Source organism: Paenibacillus sp. J23TS9 (genome assembly GCF_018403225.1).
Classification (GTDB): domain Bacteria; phylum Bacillota; class Bacilli; order Paenibacillales; family Paenibacillaceae; genus Paenibacillus_AQ.
Genome location: NZ_BOSG01000002.1, coordinates 634,881 through 657,557, shown reverse-complemented (window position 1 = coordinate 657,557; position 22,677 = coordinate 634,881). Strand labels below are relative to the sequence as shown.

Annotated in this window: 18 protein-coding genes and 1 riboswitch; of the genes, 14 read left to right on the top strand and 4 right to left on the bottom strand. The window is 47.0% G+C overall.

Going from position 1 to position 22,677, the window contains the following annotated elements:
* Nucleotides 1-124: 124 nt before the first annotated feature.
* From KJS65_RS18405 to KJS65_RS29885, 3 genes are all read right to left on the bottom strand, one after another.
* A complete protein-coding gene (locus KJS65_RS18405) occupies nt 125-1,837 on the bottom strand; it encodes a methyl-accepting chemotaxis protein (RefSeq protein ID WP_213651311.1) in 1,713 nt (570 codons plus the stop codon).
* 393 nt (nt 1,838-2,230) lie between these two features.
* Nucleotides 2,231-2,860, bottom strand: coding sequence for a YfbR-like 5'-deoxynucleotidase (locus KJS65_RS18400; RefSeq protein WP_213651310.1), 630 nt, complete (start codon nt 2,858-2,860; stop codon nt 2,231-2,233).
* Between the two features lie 383 nt (nt 2,861-3,243).
* Nucleotides 3,244-3,987 carry an RNA polymerase sigma factor gene (locus KJS65_RS29885; RefSeq protein WP_244864620.1) on the bottom strand — a complete coding sequence of 248 codons (744 nt, stop codon included), beginning with the start codon at nt 3,985-3,987 and terminating at the stop codon, nt 3,244-3,246.
* 369 nt (nt 3,988-4,356) lie between these two features.
* On the opposite strand from KJS65_RS29885, the gene KJS65_RS18390 reads away from it, so the two are divergent.
* Complete coding sequence (locus tag KJS65_RS18390; protein ID WP_213651309.1) at nt 4,357-7,143, top strand: glycoside hydrolase family 3 C-terminal domain-containing protein; 2,787 nt, start codon at nt 4,357-4,359, stop codon at nt 7,141-7,143.
* 68 nt (nt 7,144-7,211) lie between these two features.
* On the opposite strand, the gene KJS65_RS18385 is transcribed toward KJS65_RS18390, so the two are convergent.
* Nucleotides 7,212-7,970, bottom strand: a complete 759-nt coding sequence (locus KJS65_RS18385) for a YheC/YheD family protein (RefSeq protein WP_244864619.1) — start codon at nt 7,968-7,970, stop codon at nt 7,212-7,214.
* Between the two features lie 482 nt (nt 7,971-8,452).
* Here KJS65_RS18385 and KJS65_RS18380 point away from each other — a divergent pair, with 482 nt between their 5' ends.
* From KJS65_RS18380 to KJS65_RS18320, 13 genes are all read left to right on the top strand, one after another.
* On the top strand, nt 8,453-9,160 hold the full coding sequence (locus tag KJS65_RS18380) for a PspA/IM30 family protein (protein WP_213651308.1): 708 nt from the start codon (nt 8,453-8,455) through the stop codon (nt 9,158-9,160).
* Nucleotides 9,161-9,187: 27 nt separating this feature from the next.
* Nucleotides 9,188-10,219, top strand: a complete 1,032-nt coding sequence (locus KJS65_RS18375) for a TFIIB-type zinc ribbon-containing protein (RefSeq protein ID WP_213651307.1) — start codon at nt 9,188-9,190, stop codon at nt 10,217-10,219.
* Nucleotides 10,216-11,004 (top strand): TPM domain-containing protein, encoded by a 789-nt coding sequence (locus KJS65_RS18370; protein WP_213651306.1) that lies wholly within the window; start codon nt 10,216-10,218, stop codon nt 11,002-11,004. The genes KJS65_RS18375 and KJS65_RS18370 overlap by 4 nt, the downstream gene beginning before the upstream one ends.
* Nucleotides 11,005-11,025: 21 nt before the next feature.
* Nucleotides 11,026-12,015: an SPFH domain-containing protein gene (locus tag KJS65_RS18365; protein ID WP_213651305.1), complete on the top strand. Its 990-nt coding sequence runs from the start codon at nt 11,026-11,028 to the stop codon at nt 12,013-12,015.
* A 350-nt stretch (nt 12,016-12,365) separates the two neighbouring features.
* Nucleotides 12,366-12,566: a cold-shock protein CspD gene (gene cspD / locus KJS65_RS18360; protein WP_136607705.1), complete on the top strand. Its 201-nt coding sequence runs from the start codon at nt 12,366-12,368 to the stop codon at nt 12,564-12,566.
* A gap of 85 nt (nt 12,567-12,651) precedes the next feature.
* A complete protein-coding gene (locus tag KJS65_RS18355; protein ID WP_136607706.1) occupies nt 12,652-12,864 on the top strand; it encodes a cold-shock protein in 213 nt (70 codons plus the stop codon).
* A 189-nt stretch (nt 12,865-13,053) separates the two neighbouring features.
* Complete coding sequence (locus KJS65_RS18350; RefSeq protein WP_213651304.1) at nt 13,054-13,911, top strand: PP2C family serine/threonine-protein phosphatase; 858 nt, start codon at nt 13,054-13,056, stop codon at nt 13,909-13,911.
* Nucleotides 13,912-14,100: 189 nt separating this feature from the next.
* Nucleotides 14,101-14,430: a PadR family transcriptional regulator gene (locus tag KJS65_RS18345; protein ID WP_213651303.1), complete on the top strand. Its 330-nt coding sequence runs from the start codon at nt 14,101-14,103 to the stop codon at nt 14,428-14,430.
* Nucleotides 14,427-15,749, top strand: a complete 1,323-nt coding sequence (locus tag KJS65_RS18340; RefSeq protein ID WP_213651302.1) for an FtsW/RodA/SpoVE family cell cycle protein — start codon at nt 14,427-14,429, stop codon at nt 15,747-15,749. The genes KJS65_RS18345 and KJS65_RS18340 overlap by 4 nt, the downstream gene beginning before the upstream one ends.
* Nucleotides 15,750-15,919: 170 nt before the next feature.
* Entirely contained in the window at nt 15,920-16,303 is a 384-nt protein-coding gene (locus tag KJS65_RS18335; RefSeq protein ID WP_213651301.1) for a GntR family transcriptional regulator, read from the top strand.
* 28 nt (nt 16,304-16,331) lie between these two features.
* Nucleotides 16,332-17,714: a DUF5808 domain-containing protein gene (locus tag KJS65_RS18330; RefSeq protein WP_213651300.1), complete on the top strand. Its 1,383-nt coding sequence runs from the start codon at nt 16,332-16,334 to the stop codon at nt 17,712-17,714.
* A gap of 258 nt (nt 17,715-17,972) precedes the next feature.
* Complete coding sequence (locus KJS65_RS18325; protein ID WP_213651299.1) at nt 17,973-20,081, top strand: hypothetical protein; 2,109 nt, start codon at nt 17,973-17,975, stop codon at nt 20,079-20,081.
* A 290-nt stretch (nt 20,082-20,371) separates the two neighbouring features.
* Nucleotides 20,372-20,458: riboswitch (cyclic di-GMP riboswitch) on the top strand.
* Nucleotides 20,459-20,527: 69 nt separating this feature from the next.
* Nucleotides 20,528-22,677 (top strand): vWA domain-containing protein (locus tag KJS65_RS18320; protein WP_213651298.1); only part of this gene is annotated, 2,150 nt, incomplete at its 3' end.

Here is a 22,677-nt window from a genome sequence, read left to right as displayed (position 1 = left end):
ATTGCGTCGTTAGTATTCGCTGGAAACGGAGTGATAATGCATCATTAAGCGATAGCTCAATTCGTCAACTCATTCCAACAACTGAACAACCATTTTCCAATAGTCCGTCCGGAATTCAGGTCTTTTATAGCTTGAACTTCCCTGCCAGCACTTGAAGCTCGACCGCGACCCCGCTGAGGTCATGCACATCATCCTTCATATGCTGAATGACGGTTACTTGTTCGTTCGTCGATTGGGCAACATGCACCGTTTGGTTCGACGATTGTTCGATTGCTCCATTCAAATGGAGAAGCGTAGCCGTCACCTCTTCCGTGCTTGCTGAAATTTCCTCCGCGGAGGCCGACACTTCATGCAACTGCTCAGTCAGCTGCTGTACGGACGCATTGATTTCTTCAAAGGCGATTTTGGCTGCGTGCATCTCCGTCATGCCCTGCTGCACCTCGTGCTGTTCCTTATCGACGAGCATGACCGCATGCGAGGAGCGCTCCTGAATCCGGTTCACGATGGTCACAATGTCCAGGGAGGATTGTTTGGAGTGGTCTGCCAATCTTTTCACTTCCTCTGCCACCACGGCAAATCCTCTCCCGTATTCGCCGGCTCGGGCCGCTTCGATAGAAGCGTTCAGCGACAGGATGTTGACTTCCTCCGCGATCTCCTGAATCGTATGCACGGCTTTTCCGATTTCCTCGGTCTGCTGATGGAAGGTGCGGATCACTTCCTCCGTTTCTTTCGAGCTCAGCAGAATGGCGTTCATCTGGCCATGAATACGCTCGATCCGCACGCTGCCCGTGTCGGCCTGTTTGGAGGAATGATTGGCAAAGTCCGCAACGGATGCGGTGGCTTCCGTAATCTTTTGAACTCCGGCGGCCATTTCCTCCACGGCTCGGCTGCTCTCCTGAATGCTGTGGGATTGGATGACTGCCTGCGATGCGACCTCCTGCAGCTCTTCGGCATTGTGGGAAGAATGCAGGGTCATCGTTTCGGCATTAGACAGCAGTTTTTCGGTATTGGTGGCAATCACGGATGATTGTGCAGTCATGTTGGAAATCATTTCGCGAATCGCTCCAATCATGCCGTTAAAGTTCTTCGTAAGTTCTCCTAACTCATCCTTGGATTGATAGCTGCCCTTGACCGCCAGGTTACCCGATTCCGCCATGGCCATTACCTTCTGCAGCTCTTTAATCGGCTTGTTAATCATGCGGGATATGTATAGACCTGCCGTACCGGAGATCACGATCGCAGCCAGCACGACAATCAGCTCGAGAGCCATAATATTTCGGGCCTGCTTACTATTCTGCTGATTAAACTGCTCGGCGATTTCCAGATTTATGGACTTCATTTGCCTTAACACGGTTACGATGCTTTCGATATTCGTCCTGAAATTCAAATCATAGTATACGTAGGCCTCCGTCGCATTGTTTTCGCTCAGCAGCTCTTTTACGCGCGCGTAATGCTTTTCACCGAAATCGACTAACTTCAAATACTGTTTGTAAAGATCCTGATCCACGGCGTTCTTTCCATAACCCTCAAGCTGCTTTCTCGTCGCTGCATCCTGCTGCTTAAGCTGGTCAAGCTTAGCGGTTGTGCCGGCACGATCCACTCTGGCATCCCCCAAAATCAGTTTGGTTTGATAAGAATCGATTTGAGTGCTGATCGTAATGAGTTGACTTAATGCTTCATTCGGCAGCATCTTGTCTTCGTACATTCCCTTCGCATTGGCATTGACGGCCTTTAAAGACGCGAACCCGATTGTTCCGATGACAGCCAGAAACAGCAAAGAAAGTACGATTAAGCTGTTGATCTTGTGCGATATTTTTTGATTGGCGATCCATTTCATGGGCCTTTCCCCCTCGTATGTATGGTGTTGCTAGACTTGCTGGTTTTTATTTTCAAAATAATAAGAATACATTTAAATAATATTTCGGAATTTTTATTCAAAAATGTTAATGGTGAGCGGGAGAAATATAGGAAATGGGGGAATGAAGGCATCTCTTAAGTTGATATGTAGGGAGAAATTAAACTATGAAAAGGAACGTGGAGCTAGAAGAACTTGCGGGGATTTTGTGCGTAACGGAAGAAATACTTAAGAATGGAAAGTGGGAAAAAGGATATTGGAGAGTAAATAGGATATGAAGCGAGATGAACGGAGTTGGAAATGAAAAGAGAGGAAAGGATATGAGTGAAAAGGGGTTGGAATGGAGTAAAAAGAAGAGTAACAAGAGCGCAGAGATTATGAGGAAAGAGCTTCGTTCGTGATTTGTTCAATATTGATCGGGGAACGGGATCCTTCGCGAACCAAATCGGGCAAAATATACTGCAAGAAATAGTCTACGCAGTGCAGCTCGATGCTTTTGATTTTGATCAGGGCATTACGATACATGACGATGAATTCCTTTTCGGTGTTGCCGCGCGCAAGTTCTGCAAAAGCCTCATAGACTTGATCCATTTTGTCCGCAACCTCGAGGATTCGTCCTTCAACGGAATCGTCCTTGCCTTCGCGCAGCTGTCTGCGAAAAATCGGCTTGAATTCCTCCGGAATATGCTCGTCGATGAAATGGGCGACCATGCCTTCCTCCACTTGCTGCAGCATGGCCCGAAGCTCCAGGGAATGATGCTTTACAGGCGTCTTGATATCCCCGATGAAAATCTCTCCGTAGTCATGGCTGCTCGTGATCTCGTATAGCTTTTTCCAGTCGATGTCGACTCCATTCGATTCCTCAATGTCGGCTAGTGTTTTGGCATATTGCACAACCTTCCAGGAATGGGCGGATACGCTGTGCTCTTCGAATTTGAATTTGCCGGGACAGCGAATAATGCGCTCAAGGTCATTTAGCGATTGAAAATACGTATGAATTCCCATATGAATCTCCTTTCTTTAGGTGCATGTTATCGTCACCTTTCTTAACGATTAGTATACACTCCATTTGTAAATGGAGGATTAACTCGGGCTGGAAGTTGTTGTAAGGATGCTAGTTGAAAATAAAAAATAACCAGCCATCGGATCAGTTTCCGAAGACTGGTTGGTCAGAATGTCACTCAACCAAATTTCCATCCACAAACGTCATCGTTTTATCTTTAAACTCCAGAATGAAGGTACTCTTATAATCTGATGAGGCTTGATTTTGCATCCCCAGCATTATCTCCTTTCCTACATCATCGAACGGATTGTGGAATACGCCTTTCGGTATGTAACGAGTCTCATATCCTACAACGTTATGATGTTCATCATAAATGAATTTGCTTTTATTCGAGAATATCAAATCCTTGCCGTTTTCCAGCGTTAAATGAACTTCTAAACGATCGTTGACATTCTGATAAGATATTTTTACATCCTTGGAGGACACCGGTAGACCGATGGCAAAAAGTCCGATGACGGCCATGACCAGCACAAGTACGGCAAAAATGGAAAGGATGAGCGTCTGTTTGTTCTTTTTTCTCACTTTTTTGAGGTAATCGAGTTTCTCTACTTCTTCCGCAGCTAGGATGGGTAGGCTCGAATCGAGCGGCTCCGTCATCTGCTGGTAATACTGGCGGCATTCCGCGGTAAAAGGTCACTCTTGCCCACGTTTCGTCCCTTCCAAGAATTTCGCCAATCTCCCGAAAGCTGAATTCGCCGGTCATGCGCAGGTACATGACTTCTTTGGTATTGGGTTCTAGGGAATGAAGCTGCTTATATAATTCCATTTTATTTTGAGCCAGGATGAACTGAGACTCCGGGGAAACCGGATCGACTAAGGGCGTGTCTATGAAGGCGTCGTCTTTTCTCTTTTTTTGCTTAGCCAGTTCCTGATACCACACATGCTTGGCAATTTGACACAGCCAGACATACACCTTGCAGGTTCCGTCGTATCTATGTATGGACTTTACGGCTCTATAAAAGGTTTCCTGGGTGATCTCTTCCGCCAGCAAGTGGCTATGACACAAACTGAACACGAACTTATATACTTGCGTCGAATATTCCCTGTAGAGTTCCTCGGTGTCCTGCATTCATTCACCTCCTTAAGCGATATATCCGAAAATGGCTGTATTCGTTACAGCCCGGTTTATATTTTCATGAAAAAAATGGGGATCCACACAGAGAGTCCGAATCAGACAGGTCTATTTTCCCTGGAGGAGATAGAATTTGTAACCGATTTTATTTGCTTCTGTACAATCTGTTGCTATGATACTATATAAATTGGATTCAAAGTTTGCTGTCACACGATTTACTGATGCTTTGATATACAAGATGGTTTGACGTCCTATATTCCTTTTCATATGGAGAAACATACAGGAATGCGAAAGTCGTCCATGGCCTTTTTTTACATAGCTTTTAAATATATAGAGATTAGAGACATTCAACCAGGAGGGAATACTTTGAGCACACAAAAATTTGGAGCCCCATTAGAAGGATTTTCCGAATTCAGCAGAAAGGTAGCCGCAGAAGGTGCCGTACTGTTAAAAAATGAAGGGAATGTTCTCCCCATTAAGCAAACCGAAAACGTTTCAGTTTTTGGCAGAACGCAGGTGAATTATTATCGCAGCGGTACAGGTTCGGGAGGCAGTGTCCATGTTACGCATACGACCAATCTGCTGGACGGTCTGCGCAGCAAAAGAAACATGATCGTCAATGAAGAGTTAGCGGCTGTGTATGAACAATGGATTGAACAAAATCCTTTCGATAACGGCGGAGGCGGCTGGGCGGCAGAGCCGTGGCACCAAAAGGAAATGCCTTTGATCGATGAGCTGGTGGCCGAAGCCAGAAAAATCTCCACCAAGGCGATCGTGGTCATCGGACGCACGGCGGGTGAGGACCAGGATAACGCAAATGAGCCGGGCAGCTATCTGTTAACGGCCGAAGAAAAAGCGATGCTGAAGCAGGTGACGGCTCATTTTGAGCAGACCGTCGTTGTGCTGAATGTATCCAACATTATCGACATGAGCTGGTTGAACGATGAGAGTTACGTGAACCCGATTCCATGTGTCATCTACTCTTGGCAGGGCGGCATGGAAGGCGGCAGCGCGATTGCCGACGTCCTGGTTGGAGAAGTGACACCGAGCGGCAAATTAACGGATACGATCGCTTATTCCATTGAAGACTATCCGTCGACCCGCAATTACGGCAATGAATTTAAAAATTTTTATGAGGAAGATATATACGTAGGATACCGCTACTTCGAGACGTTTTGTCCGGATAAGGTTCAGTTCGAATTCGGTTACGGCTTGTCCTATACCGGATTTAGCCTATCGCCGGAGGAAGCCAAACGAGTCACCAAGGACGGAGAAGAGTATCTTGAAGTCGGGGTAACGGTTAAAAATATCGGAACCACTTATGCCGGAAAAGAGGTCGTCCAGATCTATGCGGCAGCGCCGCAAGGGATGCTGGGCCAACCGGCCAAAGCACTGGCCGCATTCGGCAAGACCAAGGAACTGCAGCCGGGTGAATCGCAGCATCTTACGATAAGCTTCCCGGCACATGCCATGGCCTCTTATGATGACGCCGGCGTAACGGGACATCCTTCCGCATATGTACTAGAAGCCGGGACGTACCGCTTGTTTGCAGGAAGCAGCGTCCGAGATCTCGTGGAAATCGGCGTCGAAGCACAGGACGGTTACGTCGTGGAAGAACTTAAAGTCGTGAAGCAGCTGCAGGAGGCAATGGCGCCGACCGAAAGCTTTAAGCGAATGAAGCCGGGTGTCCGTAAGGAAGACGGCTCATATGAATTGACCTATGCGGAGGTGCCGACGCGCAGCATTTCGATGGCGGATCGGATTGAAAAAAATCTGCCGAAGACGCTTCCGCAAACCGGCGATCAGGGCTACAAATTGCGAGACGTGCATGAAGGAAAGGTCAACATGGAGACCTTTATCGCGCAGCTTAGCGATCAAGATCTGGCGGTCATCGTCCGAGGAGAAGGCATGAGCAGTCCGCTGGTGACCCCGGGTACGGCATCTGCCTTCGGTGGGGTCAGCGATAATCTGCTTCATTACGGCATTCCGGTGGCATGCACGGCTGACGGCCCATCCGGGATCCGCATGGACAGCGGACAGAAGGCGACACAGGTTGCGATCGGCACGCTGCTTGCAGCTACCTGGAACACGGAGCTCGTTGAAGAGCTGTATGTCCTGGAAGGCCGCGAGCTGCTTGGCTACCATGTGGATGCACTGCTAGGACCCGGGCTCAACATTCGCCGCAGTCCGCTTAACGGCCGAAACTTTGAATATTTTTCCGAGGATCCGCTCGTTTCCGGGGCATTCGCTGCCGCCTGCACGCGCGGGATCATGAAGGGCGGCTCGAACGCGACGCTGAAGCATTTTGCCTGCAACAACCAGGAGCAGTATCGCAGCAAAGTCGATGCTATCGTCTCGGAGCGCGCCTTGCGGGAAATTTATCTGAAGGGCTTCGAAATCGCGGTAAAAGAGGGTGGAGCGAACTCCATTATGACCTCCTACAATCCGGTGAATGGACACTGGGCCGCGTCAAACTATGATTTGAACACCACGATCCTTCGCGGAGAATGGGGATTCAAAGGCATCGTGATGACGGACTGGTGGGCCATTATGAATGACGTGGTGAACGGAGGCCCTGCGGACCGGGAAAATACAAATTGGATGGTCCGCGCGCAAAACGATCTGTACATGGTGGTCATGAACTATGGCGCGGAAATCAACGCGTGGGATGATAATACGCTGGAATCCCTGGCAAACGGTACGCTGACTCGCGGAGAACTGCAGCGCAGCGCCATCAACATTTGCGAATTTATAATGCACGCGCCTGTTTTCTCCCGCAAACAGGTGATTGAAGAGGCGGTTGCCACATTCACGGGTGATCCGTCCCTCCCGGTAACAGAAGCGCAAGCCTTGTCCGATAACGCCCAGGTGAAGCCTGCTGCAGCCGGAACGACAGTTGTGAAGGTGGATCAGGCCGGCGAGTACCGGATCATTGTCCGCATCATGTCTCCAGAATCCGAACTTGCGCAAAGCGCATGCAACGTGACGCTGAACGATGAGTCGATGACGACCATTCAAACGAACGGTACGGACGGCAGATGGATCAAGCAGAAGCTTGTTAAAATCAAGCTTGAAGCAGGTCTTTATGAACTGAAGCTGGATTTCGTCAAACCAGGATTGCAAATCGACTGGATTGAGTTTAAGAAAGTTTAAATGTAAAACGGAAGTAAACTGAAAAGGCCGCCCGGCATATGGGTGGCCTTTTCGGCTTGCTCGCTAGTTCACTTCTTTCTCCCATACTGCTTCCCATAGGATAGGACTCGCTGATACAGTTTCCGGTCCTTCAAATTTAACAATGGATAAATTTGAGGCCTCGTATTCACCTCGAGAATCCAAAGTTTTCTTTTGGAATCCAAGGCTACATCGAGCCCTAGCTCTTTGAAGCCCTTGAGATAACGATCAAAGTGTTTTCCGACGGAGACGCCCATCCGCTTTAATTCGGCTTCTATGTTATTTATCGAGGTGGTATCGAAGCCTGCTCCAGACAGTGCAGGACGGAAGTATCCGATCCTCCCGCCTTGATTATAATTGGTGACGATTTTGCCGCTATTTGCTATTTTCATGAAAACACCCGTGCTTTCCCATTTACCGCTGTTCGTTTTCTGAACCATGACTCTTATGTCAAAAGGCTTGCCGTTCGTCTTGGCCAGATGGATCCCTTTCTGCAGCAAAAAGGACCGGCGCTTGGAGAAACGATTCAGATGATCATATAAATGATCAAGGGTAGAATGGTTTTCTTTGACTGTGTTGTATTGTGTTTGATATCCGCTGGCATTCCTTTTAATCCGAATAATACGGGCCCCGCCTGAGCCAGTGGTAGGTTTGAAATAGACTGTAGAATACGCAGAAAGCATGGATTCTAAATGTTGTTTATTAAATTGCATGGTTGATGGAATATGCTTGCTTAAAACCGGGTGCTGCAAGAGCCATTTGGTTTTCGTCCATTTACTTTTAATCGACGTGCTTTTGTATTTCATCATACTCCCCCCATTCCTTAATCAGCATATGAATAGGTGAGAAGGCCTGTCACCTATATTTGCCTATGAATCTTCCGGAATGTGGCATCAATTCGGGCAATCTTTACGCGGCTTGCTGCTGATCTACACCGATTTGCGGAATTTGAAAATGAACTAAGACAAACACTAAAAAATGAATCGTTTTTCCTGATTCTGATGTATTATTAGGGTGGCCCTAGTTTCTTCAAACAATGGAATATAAAGAAAATTTGCTGGAACATTTTATGTGGGAACAAGAGAATACTTCCTATTAGGATCGATGATGGGAATGAATGCGATTCTGAGCAGGCATTTGCCCGAACTGCGGCCGAAAATGAAGTTAGCAGCCCGGAGCGAGTATAAGCAAGTGTGCTTCCAGATTTCACTTTGATCTTTCTCAAATGAAACCTTTCCCCTGAAATTACGGTATTATAGGATAAACGGAAATGTCGAGGAGGCAGCTCATCATGGGAATCTTATCGAGGTTTATGGATGTGATGAAGGTCAATATCAACTCGTTGATGGAACGGACGGAAGATCCGGAAAAGACCATTGATGAATATATGCGAAACTTGAACAAGGATCTGGGAGCGGTTAAAGCAGAGACGGCTTCGCTGCTCTCTAATGAGCGCAGGGCAAGGGCAGCGCTGGATGAGTGCGAGGACGAGATCAGAAAGCTGCAGCGGTATGCCGAGAAGTCGGTTGAAGCGGGGAATGAGGGGGAAGCCCGAAAATTCCTGGAGAAAAAGGTGAAGCTGGCCGGGAAGCAAAGCGAGCTGCAAACGGCCTACGACCAAGCTTCCTCCAATGCCGCAAGAATGCAGCAAATGCAGGATAAGCTGGTGTCGGATCTCGGACAGCTGGAAGCGCGGCGCTTGGATCTGAAAGGCAAGATGGCCGCTGCGAAGCTGCAGCAAGGCATGAATTCGGGCGGCTCGTCCTCAGGGAGAGTCTCCTCCTCATTTAATGCTATGGAAGAAAAAGCGAACCAGGCGCTGAACGAGGCGGAGGCTCTGGCCGAACTCCGGGCAGGAAAAAAAGAAGACGATTTGGATGAGCTGATCGCGCAGCTCGAGAAGGATTCGAACAAACAAACGGATGCAAACACGGACGCGACTACCCATGCCGAAGATGAATTGGCGGCAATCAAAGCAAAAATGAATAAGAAGGATTAATCAGTTTCTTTTGATTGAGGTGAGCAGATGCCGGTTATCGAATACAAATGTCCAAACTGCGGCAGCGGCATGGTCTTTGACAGTGCGACAGGAATGCTGTCCTGCCCCAGCTGCGGAAGAAAAGACAATATTGAGCAAATCCCCGATCCTCTGGAGCAGCAGGATTTTTCAGAGGATAAGACTCAGGAATATCATTGCACAAGCTGCGGAGCCGTCATTTTGACCGATCCTGAGACAAGCGCGACGACCTGCAGTTTTTGCGGTTCCGCGGTGGTTCTCGGCGACCGGCTGACCGGAAAGCTGGCACCGGCGATGGTCATTCCCTTTGCCGTAAGCAAGGAAGAAGCAGTGAAGGCTTTCAAGAAATGGTGCAGGAATGGCCTTCTGACGCCAAGCGGATTTATGTCCGCCGATCGGATCAAGGGCATCACCGGAATGTACGTGCCCTTCTGGTTATATGAATTACATAATCATGTAGAGGTACATGGCCATGCCACCAAAGTGAGAATGTACACGAGCGGTGACTACGAGTATACCGAAACGCAGCATTTTGACATCTACCGGAAAATTCGCTTGAATTACGTGAAGGTGCCGATCGATGCATCGGAAAAAATGAATGATGGATTGATGGATAAATTGGAGCCATTTCCCTATGAGCGCCTCAAGGAATTTAAATCGCCGTATCTCGCTGGTTACAATGCGGAGAAATACAGTTATGACGACGAGAGTCTTTTTCCGCGGGCGAAGGATAAGATCAGGGAATTCATCGAGGCTTATATCGCTTCAACCGTTTCGGGGTACACCGCTGTCAGCTACACCGATAAGCAGATCGATACCGAGTCCAAACAAGCGGATTATTGCCTGCTCCCTGTATGGATGGTCCACTATGACTTCCGTAAATCCAATTATGCGTTTGCCATGAACGGCCAGACGGGCAAAGTCGTGGGTAAGCCTCCGATCAGCAAGGCGAAGGTGGCGGCGTGGTTCGCAGGAATCTTCGGGGTTTCTTTCCTGTCATTGAAGCTGATTTCATGGATGATGGGGGGAGGTTTTTTGTGAAAAGACATCGTGCCTTATGGAGCCTGCTGACTATTTTGATCATTTTCGCGGCTTATCTCGTTTTTCCTTTTCAAATGGCGCATGCAGCGAATGATAACCAGCTGATTTATGATGAAGCTGGGCTGCTCAGCCAGGAAGACAAGTCCGAGCTGAACGCCATGGCCCACGAGTACGGAGCCAAGCGGGAAACGGACATCATCATTTTTACTTCCAATAACCCTGAAGGTATGGATGTCCAGGAAATGACGGAGGACTTCTATGACGAGCAGGCCCCAGGGTACGACAAGGCCCACGGAAATGCTGTTATATTGACGCTGGACCTATACCACAGGGATACCTATCTGGCCGGGTTTTATAAAGCAAAGCAATACTTGGATGATGGAAGGCTTGATAAGATACGCGAAAAAATCACACCGGATTTAACGGATGGCGACTACAAGCTTGCGTTTGAAAAGTATATTAAAACAACCTACAAATATATGGGCTACAAGCCGGGCGTGAATCCGGACAATATTTTCTTTAATATCTGGTTTCAATTAGGCGGCGCCGCGGTGATTGGCGGCATTGTTGTCGGCATCATGGCATATCGCTCCGGCGGACGCGTTACGGTAAGCGGGCGGACATACGAGGATGCCAGTACTTCGGGAGTCCTTGATCACCAGGACCGGTATATTCGGACAACGACAACGAAGCGGAAAATCGAAAAGAACACGGGCAGCGGCTCGGGCGGTGGCGGCACGACTAAAGGCGGCCATTCGCATAGCGGCAGCAGAGGATCATTTTAACGGAAGGGTAGGGATACAGTTATGGGATTTTTCAAGAACCAATTTTCAAATGTGGTGGAATGGGAAGAGTTCAGAGATGACATGATCTTTTGGAAATGGAGCAACCGGGAGATCAAAAAAGGAAGTAAATTGATCATCCGTTCCGGCCAGGACGCTATTTTCATGAATAACGGCAAAATTGAAGGGATTTTCGAGGATGAAGGAGAGTACAATATTGATTCGGATATTATTCCGTTTCTCTCCACGCTAAAAGGGTTTAAATTCGGCTTCAACAGCGGCATGAGGGTGGAAGTTCTGTTCGTGAACACGAAAGAGTTCACCGTCAGATGGGGAACGCAGAATCCGGTGCTGATCCCGACGCCTCAACTGCCGGGCGGCATGCCGATCCGCGCCAACGGCACGTTCAACTTTAAAGTGAATGATTACGTGACGTTAATCGATAAAATTGCGGGCATCAAAGACAGCTATCTCGTGGAGGATTTGAAGCTCCGGATCACGGCTGTGCTGGACCAGCTGCTGATGAAGTGGATCAGCAAAGAAGGGAAGGACATGTTCAATCTGCAGGCGAATGCGTTCGAGATTGCCAAAGGCATCCGCGAAGATCTCGATATGGAAGTGATGGGCCACGGGATGACGATTACGGGATTCCAGGTGATGAGCTTCAATTACCCGCAGGAAATTCAGGATATGATCACGAAGACGGCTTCCCATGAAATGATCGGCAATCTGCAGAAATACCAGCAGGTCAGCATGACCGATGCGATGTCTTCCGGCAAGCTGCAGGGCGGCGGTGCGGCTTCGGACATGGCGGGCATGATGATGGGGATGAACATGGCAAACGAAATGATGAAAAATATGAACCAGAATCAAAAGCCTCAGCCTCAGAAAGAGTCGGAGCCATCGGATTCCGCAGCTTCCCAGGGCGGCAAAAAGCTTAATTTTTGCCCGAACTGCGGTGCGAAAAACGAAGGGGCTAACTTCTGTCCGAATTGCGGACAGAAACTGAATTGATTCAGGTCATTTCCATTTTAAGCAAGTGGTTAGCTTCGTAAAAGGAAAAGGAGACCTCGTTTCCGGGGTCCCTTTTTTTCTTGTGAAAACAGCAAAAACCTGCATGGATAATCGGGAAATGCATCATAAGATAGTGGATAGATTTAAGCAAAAAAAAAATTTTTGAATTTACACCTCTTGGAAGTATCAATTCGTTTTGAACTGTGTTATAATAAAGATATTGAAATAGCGTCCTAACGGAATTCACATAACGTAGAGGGTTATTCACTTATTTAATAACCTTGTACGATATGTGATTTTTATTTAAGAATAAGAATGCCATATAATTTTAAAAAAGGTGGTAATTGTTAATGGAAACAGGCACAGTAAAATGGTTTAACGCAGAAAAAGGATTTGGCTTTATCGAAGTTGAAGGCGGAAGCGACGTATTCGTACACTTCAGCGCAATCGTTGGAGACGGCTACAAATCTTTGGACGAAGGCCAACGCGTAGAATTCAATATCGTACAAGGCAATCGCGGACCACAAGCCGAAAATGTCGTAAAGCTCTAATATAGAGCCTGGTGCCCCGAACAAGACTTGTTCGGGGCACTTTTATTGCCTTTAAAACCAATACTGGATAGAAAGAGGGATGCATATGTACAACTCACGAAAAAAACCATTAGAAGATCTGCCCACTGAATTAACCGAAATATGGTCTTGTTCGAATGAGAACTGCAAGGGATGGATGCGGGATAATTTCGCTTTCTCCGAGGCTCCTGTATGCCCTCAATGTCAGTCCAAAATGGTTAAAGAACAGAAAATGCTGACGGTGTTAACCAATACAAGCCCCAGCCAATCTAAAAAATAATATGCTGCAGACGGCGGCGAATTGTAGATTTGCTATACCGATTCGTCTCCACCATGAAAACCTGGTCCGCATGAGGACCAGGTTTTTTCTTTTTGGATTTTAAGTGCGGCATAAACGGGTCGTTCCGATTGGCTATTCGATCTTTCTTGTATATGCTACCATCAAAATGAGGCCGAAGGAGGGTTCAACATGGTGGTACATCATATTTCAATTCAAGGCACCGGAGAATGGAACGAAGACGCAGTTATCTTAAACGAGAATCAGCAGCTATATGGCGTCATTGATGGCGCGACTTCCCTCGTCCCATTCAGAGGGGCAAACCATGAAACTGGTGGACGACTTGCATCGCAGCTGCTTCAGCGTTATTTTGAACAGTTAACAAGTGAGGACTGCCGTGACCTGGAGACGTTGACGAATGAGGCGAATTTCCAGCTTGGAGAAGAAATGCGCGTGAGCGGTATCCGGATGGAAGATAAAGGTGAGCTATGGACGGCAGCGATTGCCATCGTCCGGATCACAGACCACCATATCGAATATGCGCAGGCAGGAGATTGCATGCTAATGGCGTTATACCGTGATGGCTCGGTTAGGACAATTACGCGTGATCATGTCTCCCATATCGGCGATGTTTCTATGACGACATGGAAACAGGGCATTGATTCAGGTATCCGCACCAAAGCAGCGCTATGGGAGAAGGTTCAGCCGCAATTACTCCGCAACAAGGATAAGATGAATACCGATGACGGATATTCCGTGCTGAATGGTCTGCCGGATGCGGAGAAGTATATCGAATACGGTAAAATCAATCGGATCCAGCTGGCCGGTTTGCTGCTCGTGACGGACGGGCTATTCTATCCGGAGGAATGGCCTAATACAGCGTCAGAGATGGGGAAGCTGGACGAAAAGCTTCTGCGACGCGTCGCCTCTGATGGTTTGGAAAATTATGCTCAGTGGCTTCTTGCCTTGGAGAAGGGCGATCCCGAATGCATCCGCTATCCCCGTTTTAAAATATCAGATGATAAATCAGGGGTGTGGATTACATTTTAATAGATAATGCTTAGCTCATGCCGGCAGAAAAAAAGGCGACCTCAAGGCTGAGGTTGCTTTGTTTATTTTCTACGGGCCTTCTACGGATTCTTAATATCGGTTCCTTGCTTAATGATCATACATCTTATATACTCATATACATAGTATTACGATGCATTGTAAATCTATGTATTTTTAAGGAGAACTATTATGGCAGTCAACAAGGAACTTCTGAAGGGCAGCACGGCTATTTTGCTGCTGACGGTATTGAATAGAAAAGAAATGTACGGTTATGAGCTGATTAAAGAGATTGAACGGAGCTCGGAAGGTGTTTTCTTGATGAGGGAAGGAACGTTATACCCCATTCTGCACACGCTGGAGGCCGAAGGATGGCTGGATGCATACTGGAGCACGCATGATGGACGTAAGCGCAAGTACTACCGGATTACCGACCAAGGCAGAAACCAGCTGAGCGAAAAGACAAAAGAGTGGGTGCAATTCAGGACGGCAGTGGATCGCGTCATAGGGGAGGGGATATGATGATCCAACCTGAACAACACGCAATGGTTACTGCATTTTTGGATAACGTGTGCAAGCATGTCCGTGCAAAGGAGCTGCATGCGGAAATCCGTGAAGAGCTTAGTTCCCATATTGCGGAGCGAATGGAGATTTTACTTGAGCAAGGAATGTCCGAGGAAGCAGCGGCAGCCGGAGCTGTAGGCCAGATGGGCGAACCAGTCATGATTGGCCGCAACCTTCACCAGGCGCATAAGCCGCGGATGGAATGGACGCTGTTTGCGATTGTGGGACTGCTCGGATTCATCGGCATTTTCGGCGCGTTTACGGTGCAGCAATCCGGTCTCGTACCTCATTTCAGGGATGTTCTTTTGGAGAAAAAGGTCGTGTATACCCTCATTGGGCTGGTCTTTCTCATGCTTTTTTATATTTTTGATTACCGGAAGCTGAAAAAATGCTCCAATGGAATCTTTTTTGGGACGCTTATGGTTATGGTTCTCACTCCCGCGGTAGCAAGTACCATCAATGGCAGCAAGGCATTTTTGTCTCTGGGGGCGTGGAGCGTCAACATGATGTTCGTTTCGATGTTGCTGCTCCTGTTAGCTCTGGCGGGGATGAAGCCGGCTAAAGAATGGCGCGGTGCGGAGCACCTGGTTCAGCTCGTATGCCGCGGCGTGCTTCCAGTCATATTGTTCAGCCAAGCGTCATCGTTGTTTTATGGGTTAATCTATTTGACGGGCTTCTTCCTGATCACTTGGAGAACGAAAAAGCATAAAGGGCAGTTCGCTTTATTGTCACTGCCTCTTGTGTCGATATTCATATTTACGCTTGCCCGGCAGGCGGGGCAGCTGTACCATCGGCTGAAGGCTTTCCTGTATCCGGTTGGGGATGATGGCTATCAGCTGATTCAAACCAAGGCGGCAATCCATGCGGCCGGATGGTTTGGCCAGGGGTTTGCGGCACCGAATGAAACACTGCCTTTCGTCTACAGCGATTCGTTATTTCCATACCTGATCTATTGCTTCGGCTGGAGTTTCGGCATGCTGGTGGTGGTTCTGAATCTCCTGTTGATGATCCGTTTCTGGAAGATGAAGGACCGCCTCCATGATGACTATGCGAAAAGATTGCTAATCGGCCTGATGACGATTTTCGGCATCCGTTTGATATGGCCTGTTCTGATGGCTTTCGGCGTCGTTCCGATCATTGGGGAGGGGCTGCCGTTCGTCGGCTATAGCGGGACAGCCCAAGTTTTTGATTATGCTGCGGTGGGGCTGCTGCTGTCCATCTATAGACGGAAAAATATGATCTCAAGAGAAACCGAAGGCATTGTGCAAGGACACTGACATTTCATGTCGGTGTCTTTTTTTTTGTTCATAAAATCAACGGTGTCCCAGCTAAACGAAGAAGTTATCGTGGATGATCCTCGACTTTAAGTATTATTTGTATTATGATAAATAATACTTAATGAATGAATGGATTCATGAATGAACGTGCAGGGGAGTGAAGAATTCGCATGGTTATTTCCTTACAATTGGACAGTGATACACCCCTTTATGAACAGCTGCGCAATCAGATTGTCATTGGTATTGCTACGGGTCAATTAGAACCACAAGAGAAGCTGCCAACGGTCCGCCAGCTGGCTGAGGAGCTCGGCATCAATACGATGACGGTCAATAAAACCTATTCGCTTTTAAAACAGGAAGGCTACATTGTGATCGACCGGCGGCATGGAGCGAAGGTAAGCCCGCAAGAGCATAATAATCCGAACCCTTCCCCGCAATTAGAGGAGAAGCTCCAGTTAATAATTGCGCAGGCGGCGATACAGGGTATCAATGAATCCCGATTTCAAGCGCTTTGTGCTCAGATTTTTTCGAAAATGACCTATCAGCACCCCTAAACTTAACTTTCTGGAATGAGGTGTCTTGGTGTTAACTGCCCTTTTATTATTTACAGCGATCATCTGTTACATTGCGATATTAGCTACCTACAAGCCGCAAGCAAAATATAAGAATGGGATGCTGTTTGCCGTGACCTTGCCCCCTGATGTCATGGATCATGCGGATATTCAGAGTGTGCAGGCGAGGTTTAATCATATATTTTCAAAGGCAAGCATCTGGATGGGGATAGGTCTCGTTCCATTTTTACTTCTTTACGCATGGATTCCATATCAAATTCTTTATTTTTTTGTGTGGTTATCTGTCTTCATGCTTGTGATGTTGATGCCGTTTCGGCGGGCATTTCGCGATACACTGGCTCTTAAACGTGAACATGAGTGGTTTGTTGGTAACAAGCGTGTTATCCTAAGCGATCTGCGTGTGGCCCATCTGAAAAATAAACGTTCGGCTTCCTTATGGCTTTACCTTATCCCGTTTGCTATGGCAATTGGTTTGCTGTTGTGGGCAATTCGTGTTGAAGATCAGCTTTGGGGTGTCACAACCGGCGGCTTGTTCCTTACGATTCTTTTCTTCTTCATTTCGCTCTATATGCGCAAAAACAAGGCAAAAGTATACAGTATGAATACCGATGTAAACTTAGTTTTAAATCAAGCAAGACGCAGAGCTTTGTCCTACTTATGGCTGTTTATGGCTATCGCTGAGAATATTCATTTTTTACTCGTGTACATCTTCCGTATGAACGAAAACGCAGGCATGGACGGCGTATGGATTGCAGCTATTGTGTTGTTTACCGCGATTCCCGTAGGCAGCATGTATTACGTTTATCGCAGAATCCAAACTCTGGAACAAGAGGTACTGGCACAGGACGGTAAAGTTATTTATACGGATGAAGATGAGTACTGGGCAAACGGCTTCACCTATCATAATCCTCATGACAAAAGTATTTTTGTGCCTAAACGCGTGGGAATGGGAGAGACCGTGAATACAGCGACCGGGGTTGGCAAATTGATCGTCTGGGGCATCATCGGTATTACAGCAGCGATCATCATCGGGGTCTCCTTTATGATGATCCGGTCAGAGATGACATCTCCTACGATTACGGTCACACCGGACCACAGAGTGGATATCAAATACCCGATGTACTCCTACGACTTTGGCATTAATGACATTCGGGAATTGTCGCTCGTAGATCATGTTCCTTCCGGTGCCAAGACGAACGGCGAAGCCACAGGCCAGTATTCACGGGGGCATTTTCGTTTGAAGGAAGTAGGGAAATCGAGATTGTATATTTTTAAAAATAATCCACCGTATATAAGGATTAAACTTGATAATGGGTATATTTTTTATAATGAAAAAGATCCGCTGAAGACGAAGCAGATTTTTGAGCAGCTGCAGAAGCAGTTAGGGGAGTAGCTGGGGAGCAAGGGATATATCCATTTAAAATGAGAAGGGACATCACAAGGGATGTCTCTTTTTGTTTATTGAAAACGTGGGATAGACTGGATTTCAGAAAGCTGGTGCAGTTGCATCACGTGTTTTTAGTTTTATAATACAGATAACTTGGTGTTGACTATATAAATTAACTAATCACTGGGAAGTAGAACGGGCTTGTCGTCAATTTTGATGCAAAGTTATAATGAGTACAAAAATGAGACTGGCAGCGGAGGAATTATGGAGCGAAAATCAAATCAACCTATGCCCTATGAAGACAAACGTTTTACCGGAAGGCTGAACGAGCTGGCAAAGCTGTCGCTTTGGATGCAGGATCAGGCAGCAGGGACACAGGTATTCTCCATTACGGGTATGGGGGGCATCGGCAAATCCTCCTTGATGTCTCGCATATCACAGATTGGAAAAAATGTAGGCTGCGTGTGCATTTGGCTCGATGGACGTTCATTTACGCCAACACCGGCATCTTTTTTGGGAAATTTATCAGCTGCCGCATCACTTGAGCAGTTGGGGTTTCCCTATGCTCATCCGCTGCAAATTTTGATAGAAGCCAGCCCGCTGAAGCGTGTAATGCTTTTCATAGATACTTTTGAGGAGCTCTCTTTGTTGGAGGGGTGGTTGCTTGACGCGTTTCTGCCCAAGCTTCCTGCTGCGGGAGTGGCCATCCTGCTTGCTTCCCGGCCGCGATTGCCTTTGACTTGGATCGCCCATCCGATATGGGGACCGAGAGTGACGGAATTCAAATTAGCTCACTTTACGGATAAAGAGATGTACGACTATATTGAGTCCTTTGGGGCATTTTCTGATGAAACCGTGGGTCAGTTGGTCCGGCATAGTGACGGTCATCCGCTTGCTTTGGCCCTATCGGTGGATGCAGCCATGAGGGATGCCTCCAGTGGACATGAAAACCAAATCATTTCGCAATCGATCAGTGCGCGTGTGCTGCATGAGGTAACCTCGCCGCTGCTGCAGCCCATGGTAGATGTGCTGACCGTTCTTCCTCAGGCTAACCAAGAGATGATATCCCGCTTACTCCATTTGCCGGTACCCGTACAGCAATTTCGGGAACTTGCCGGTTTATCATTCGTGCGTACGGTAGATGGTGGGCTGGCATTGCATGATGTTGCCCGAATGCATCTGCTGAGGGACTTTGGTCAGCGGGAACCGGAGCGGCTGCTGCAGCTGCAGTCCTCCGCGGCACAACTCCTCTATAGGAAGCTTCAGCAATCGGACCGCAAGGAACGCCAAAAGATTGCTTCCCAGATGTTAATACTAAGCAAGGATTTGCTTTCTCCCCACAGGGGGTATGCCGACTTCTCGGTCGAAGGGCTTCCCTCCTTGGAGCAGGCGGCAGCCTCAGACCTGCCGAAGCTGCATGAAATGCTGGGCGAATGGTGCAGCTATAGCATTGATCCGCATTCGTACGATGCTTATCATGAATTTTTAGACGAGATTATGGGTCGTTTCCCCGAAAGCATTGCAGTGGTACGTGACAGTCAGGGGCAGGCGGTGGGCATGTTTATTATCGTATTGGTCTACTATGAAACAGGCATGCTCCTTAAGCGTTATTTTCCACACGAACTGGCGGAATGCTTTAAGGAAGAGGAGTGGAGATGTGATCCCGACAAAGCAGATACCTATTATCCCGTTCTGACTACCGCTACGAATCAAATGCCCGGTTATACAAGGGAGGAACTCATCGGACTGCTGACATTGGATCGTTTGTCACTGCTGGGCGACGGCAGCCGCGCCATATTGATTGCCACCAATGATGTGCTGAAGCAGCAGCTGCAGGGAATTGGTTTTAAAATCCGGCCGACAGCAGCCCGCGCCTGCGATGTCACCTGGGCAAAAGCGGATATTATGGAGCTTGATTTCCGTGCAGAAAACTTTGGCGAGTGGGTCCTTTCCTTTTTTAAAGGAAGCGATGAGCGGAAGGCGATAACGAATGGGATGTTTCATACACTGAAGTCCAAAGAACAGGAACAGCATTTGAGAAAAATGCTTCTTTCGCTCCATGAACCGGTTGAGCTGGAGGATTATGCGAGCTGGTTTGCAGGGATCGGCAGCGGATTGGAGCTGCAGCGGTTTTTGCTTCATATGCTGCGATCCGTGGAGGAGCATGGTTTATCAGAAGAAAACCGGGCCATCCTGCACGCCGCTTATTGGCTCTATGCTGGGAATCCGGATGCTGCTGCGCTGGAATGCAGTATGAGCCGCGCCACCTTTTACCGGTATCTTAAAAAGGCGGTAGCTAATTTTGCACAAGTACTTTCAGCAAAGCTGGGGGAATGTCGTTCGGAGCATGAGGTTGATTACATGGAAGTCTAGCATTTATAGCTTCGCAATGATGAACGGGAAAAGAATGAGACTAAATTGAGACTGAAATAGAAGAAGCGCATGCTAGAATGTAGATGTCGAATTTGGAACATTCATCCCTGAAATGGTTGTAGTAGGAGGAACATCGAAGGAGATATAATGAATAAAATTCTGCATATTTGGGTAATTGACAATCAAATGCACTTGGTATATATTGGTCTAGGCCAATAGTTCTTATATACTATTTTAGGACTAGCAGCGCATAACGATATTTATCTTGTTCATCTGCAATTAACGACAATTTTATATTTTGGCACACTAATCGAAAGATTAGCTCGCAAAGCCCAGGAGTCTAAGAGTCTATGACTTATGATCGTCCGGCTGCAATTAACATCGTTAATGCAGCCGGGCATTTTTGCGTTCCAAGGGACAAAATTTAAAATTTCAAGGAGGACGAGATGAAGAAGCACAGATTACGGATTGGTTTCACATGGATGCTGATTGCGACAATTCTGACTGGATTTTTCCCGGGGATGACATCCATAAGTTCTGCAGCATCAGAACTGAAACCCGGTGAAACTCGTATTTCAAAGGTGAAGGAAGCAACGAATGTCAGTGATGAATGGAAGATCACACTCACGGTCGAAGGTAAAGACCTTGTAACAAGCAACAACGCCGACGTTGTTTTACTTATTGACAGGTCAAGTAGCATGAGTAATGAAGATCGGCTTACTAAGGCTAAAGATGCAGCAAAGACCTTCGTTGATAAACTGCTGGTCAAGGATTCTTCTTCCCAAATTGCTGTCATCTCCTTTGCTGGTTTAACCAAACAAGTTATAGGTTTTACAGGCTATAGTCCTGCCTCCAAGAATTTAAAGGATAACCAAAAATTAAAGGATGCTATTGGAAAGATCAGCCTCCCTGGTATGTTAGAAGATGGTGGAACCAACATTCAGGCCGGGCTTTACCAGGCTCATCAGCTGCTGAATAATAGCTCTGCAAAAAATAAAGTCATCATCCTTTTAAGCGATGGCGAGCCCACATACAGTTATAAAGGATCATCAGTAACCCCTTCTGTATCGTGGCCTTATGGTTCCCAGCATGATTTCGCTATCACGAATTTTAATTACAAGAGTGAAATAGGCTCTGGCTCAAGTTATAACCTCTCCAAATCGGATACGTACAGTATCGATATGGGGAATAAAAAAACAGTAAAAATAGCTGACAATGGAATCGGCACCATCTCCGAGGCCAAATTAGCAAAGGATGCTAATATCAATATTTTTTCCGTAGGTCTTAACGTCGGAAGCAACGAAAATGCTAAGTATGTATTAAACAACGTGAGCAACAGCGGCGGATACTATGAGGCAACGCCGAATAGCTTGAATGAAATTTATGAAGAGTTAGCACGTAAACTCAAATATGCCGCAACCAGCGCAGTCGTTGTGGATCCAATGGGCGATAAGTTCAACCTGAAGAAGGGGAATGATTCTCCTGTCAAAGGAAAGGATTACACCGTAACGCAGGGTGAACTGAGTTGGAATGAAGATACTGAAACCTTCACATGGAATATCGGAGATATCAAGGAAAATAACACGTACACATTGACGTATACTGTTAAGCTCGACCAGACAAAAGACCTTGATATGAACACAAATTATCCGACCAACAAAACAACAACACTTGATTATATCGACGTCAATGGTCAAAGTGTTCCCAAGAACTTCGTCGTGCCTGAAGTATCCATTGGCCAGGATTCGATTGCAATCAAGTCTTATCTTGTTAATGCAAATGGAGATCCGATTGATGCCAATGGCAGCGTAGTAAGTAAAGAGAAAGCTGTTTTTAACACATCAAACTTTACAAATCCGGGTTCACCGTTAAAGTTCAATGTTTCATACACGATCAACCCTCCCAACCATGAAAATGGCTATACTGTCAAAGCGGGAACGACTTCCGAAAAGGTGACCTTAAGGGTAGACAAGACATCTGAGCCCGTATGGTTTGCTTACACGAAGACCAGTCAAGTAGCTGTTCATCATGTATACAAGAATGGAAATAAAGAAGTTGAATTAAAGACATCTTCTCTGACGGGTAAAATCGGAGATACGGTTTCGATCGCGCCAGAAGCTGAGATTCTGTTTGAAGGTACTGCATACGTACCGACTACATCAGCTTATGATTATGAAGTTAAGGCAGAAAATGAAGTGCAAAAGGTTTACTATGAGCCGAAGCCCGTGGTAGACGAGTCGCGTATCATAACGATTCACCATGTGTATGCAGACGGTGAAGAAGAAAAGGTACTGGATACGACAACAGTGACAGGAAACGTAGGACAATTTGTCACGATCGAGCCAGAAACTGCAATTCAGTTCGAAGGTGTCACGTACGAACCAATTACAGAAGCATATGACTACGAAGTCCAAGCAGAAAATGACGTTCAAACAGTATTGTATGCACCGAAGCCCGTGGTAGACGAATCGCGTATCATAACGATTCACCATGTGTATGCAGACGGTGAAGAAGAAAAGGTACTGGATACGACAACAGTGACAGGAAACGTAGGACAATTTGTCACGATCGAGCCAGAAACTGCAATTCAGTTCGA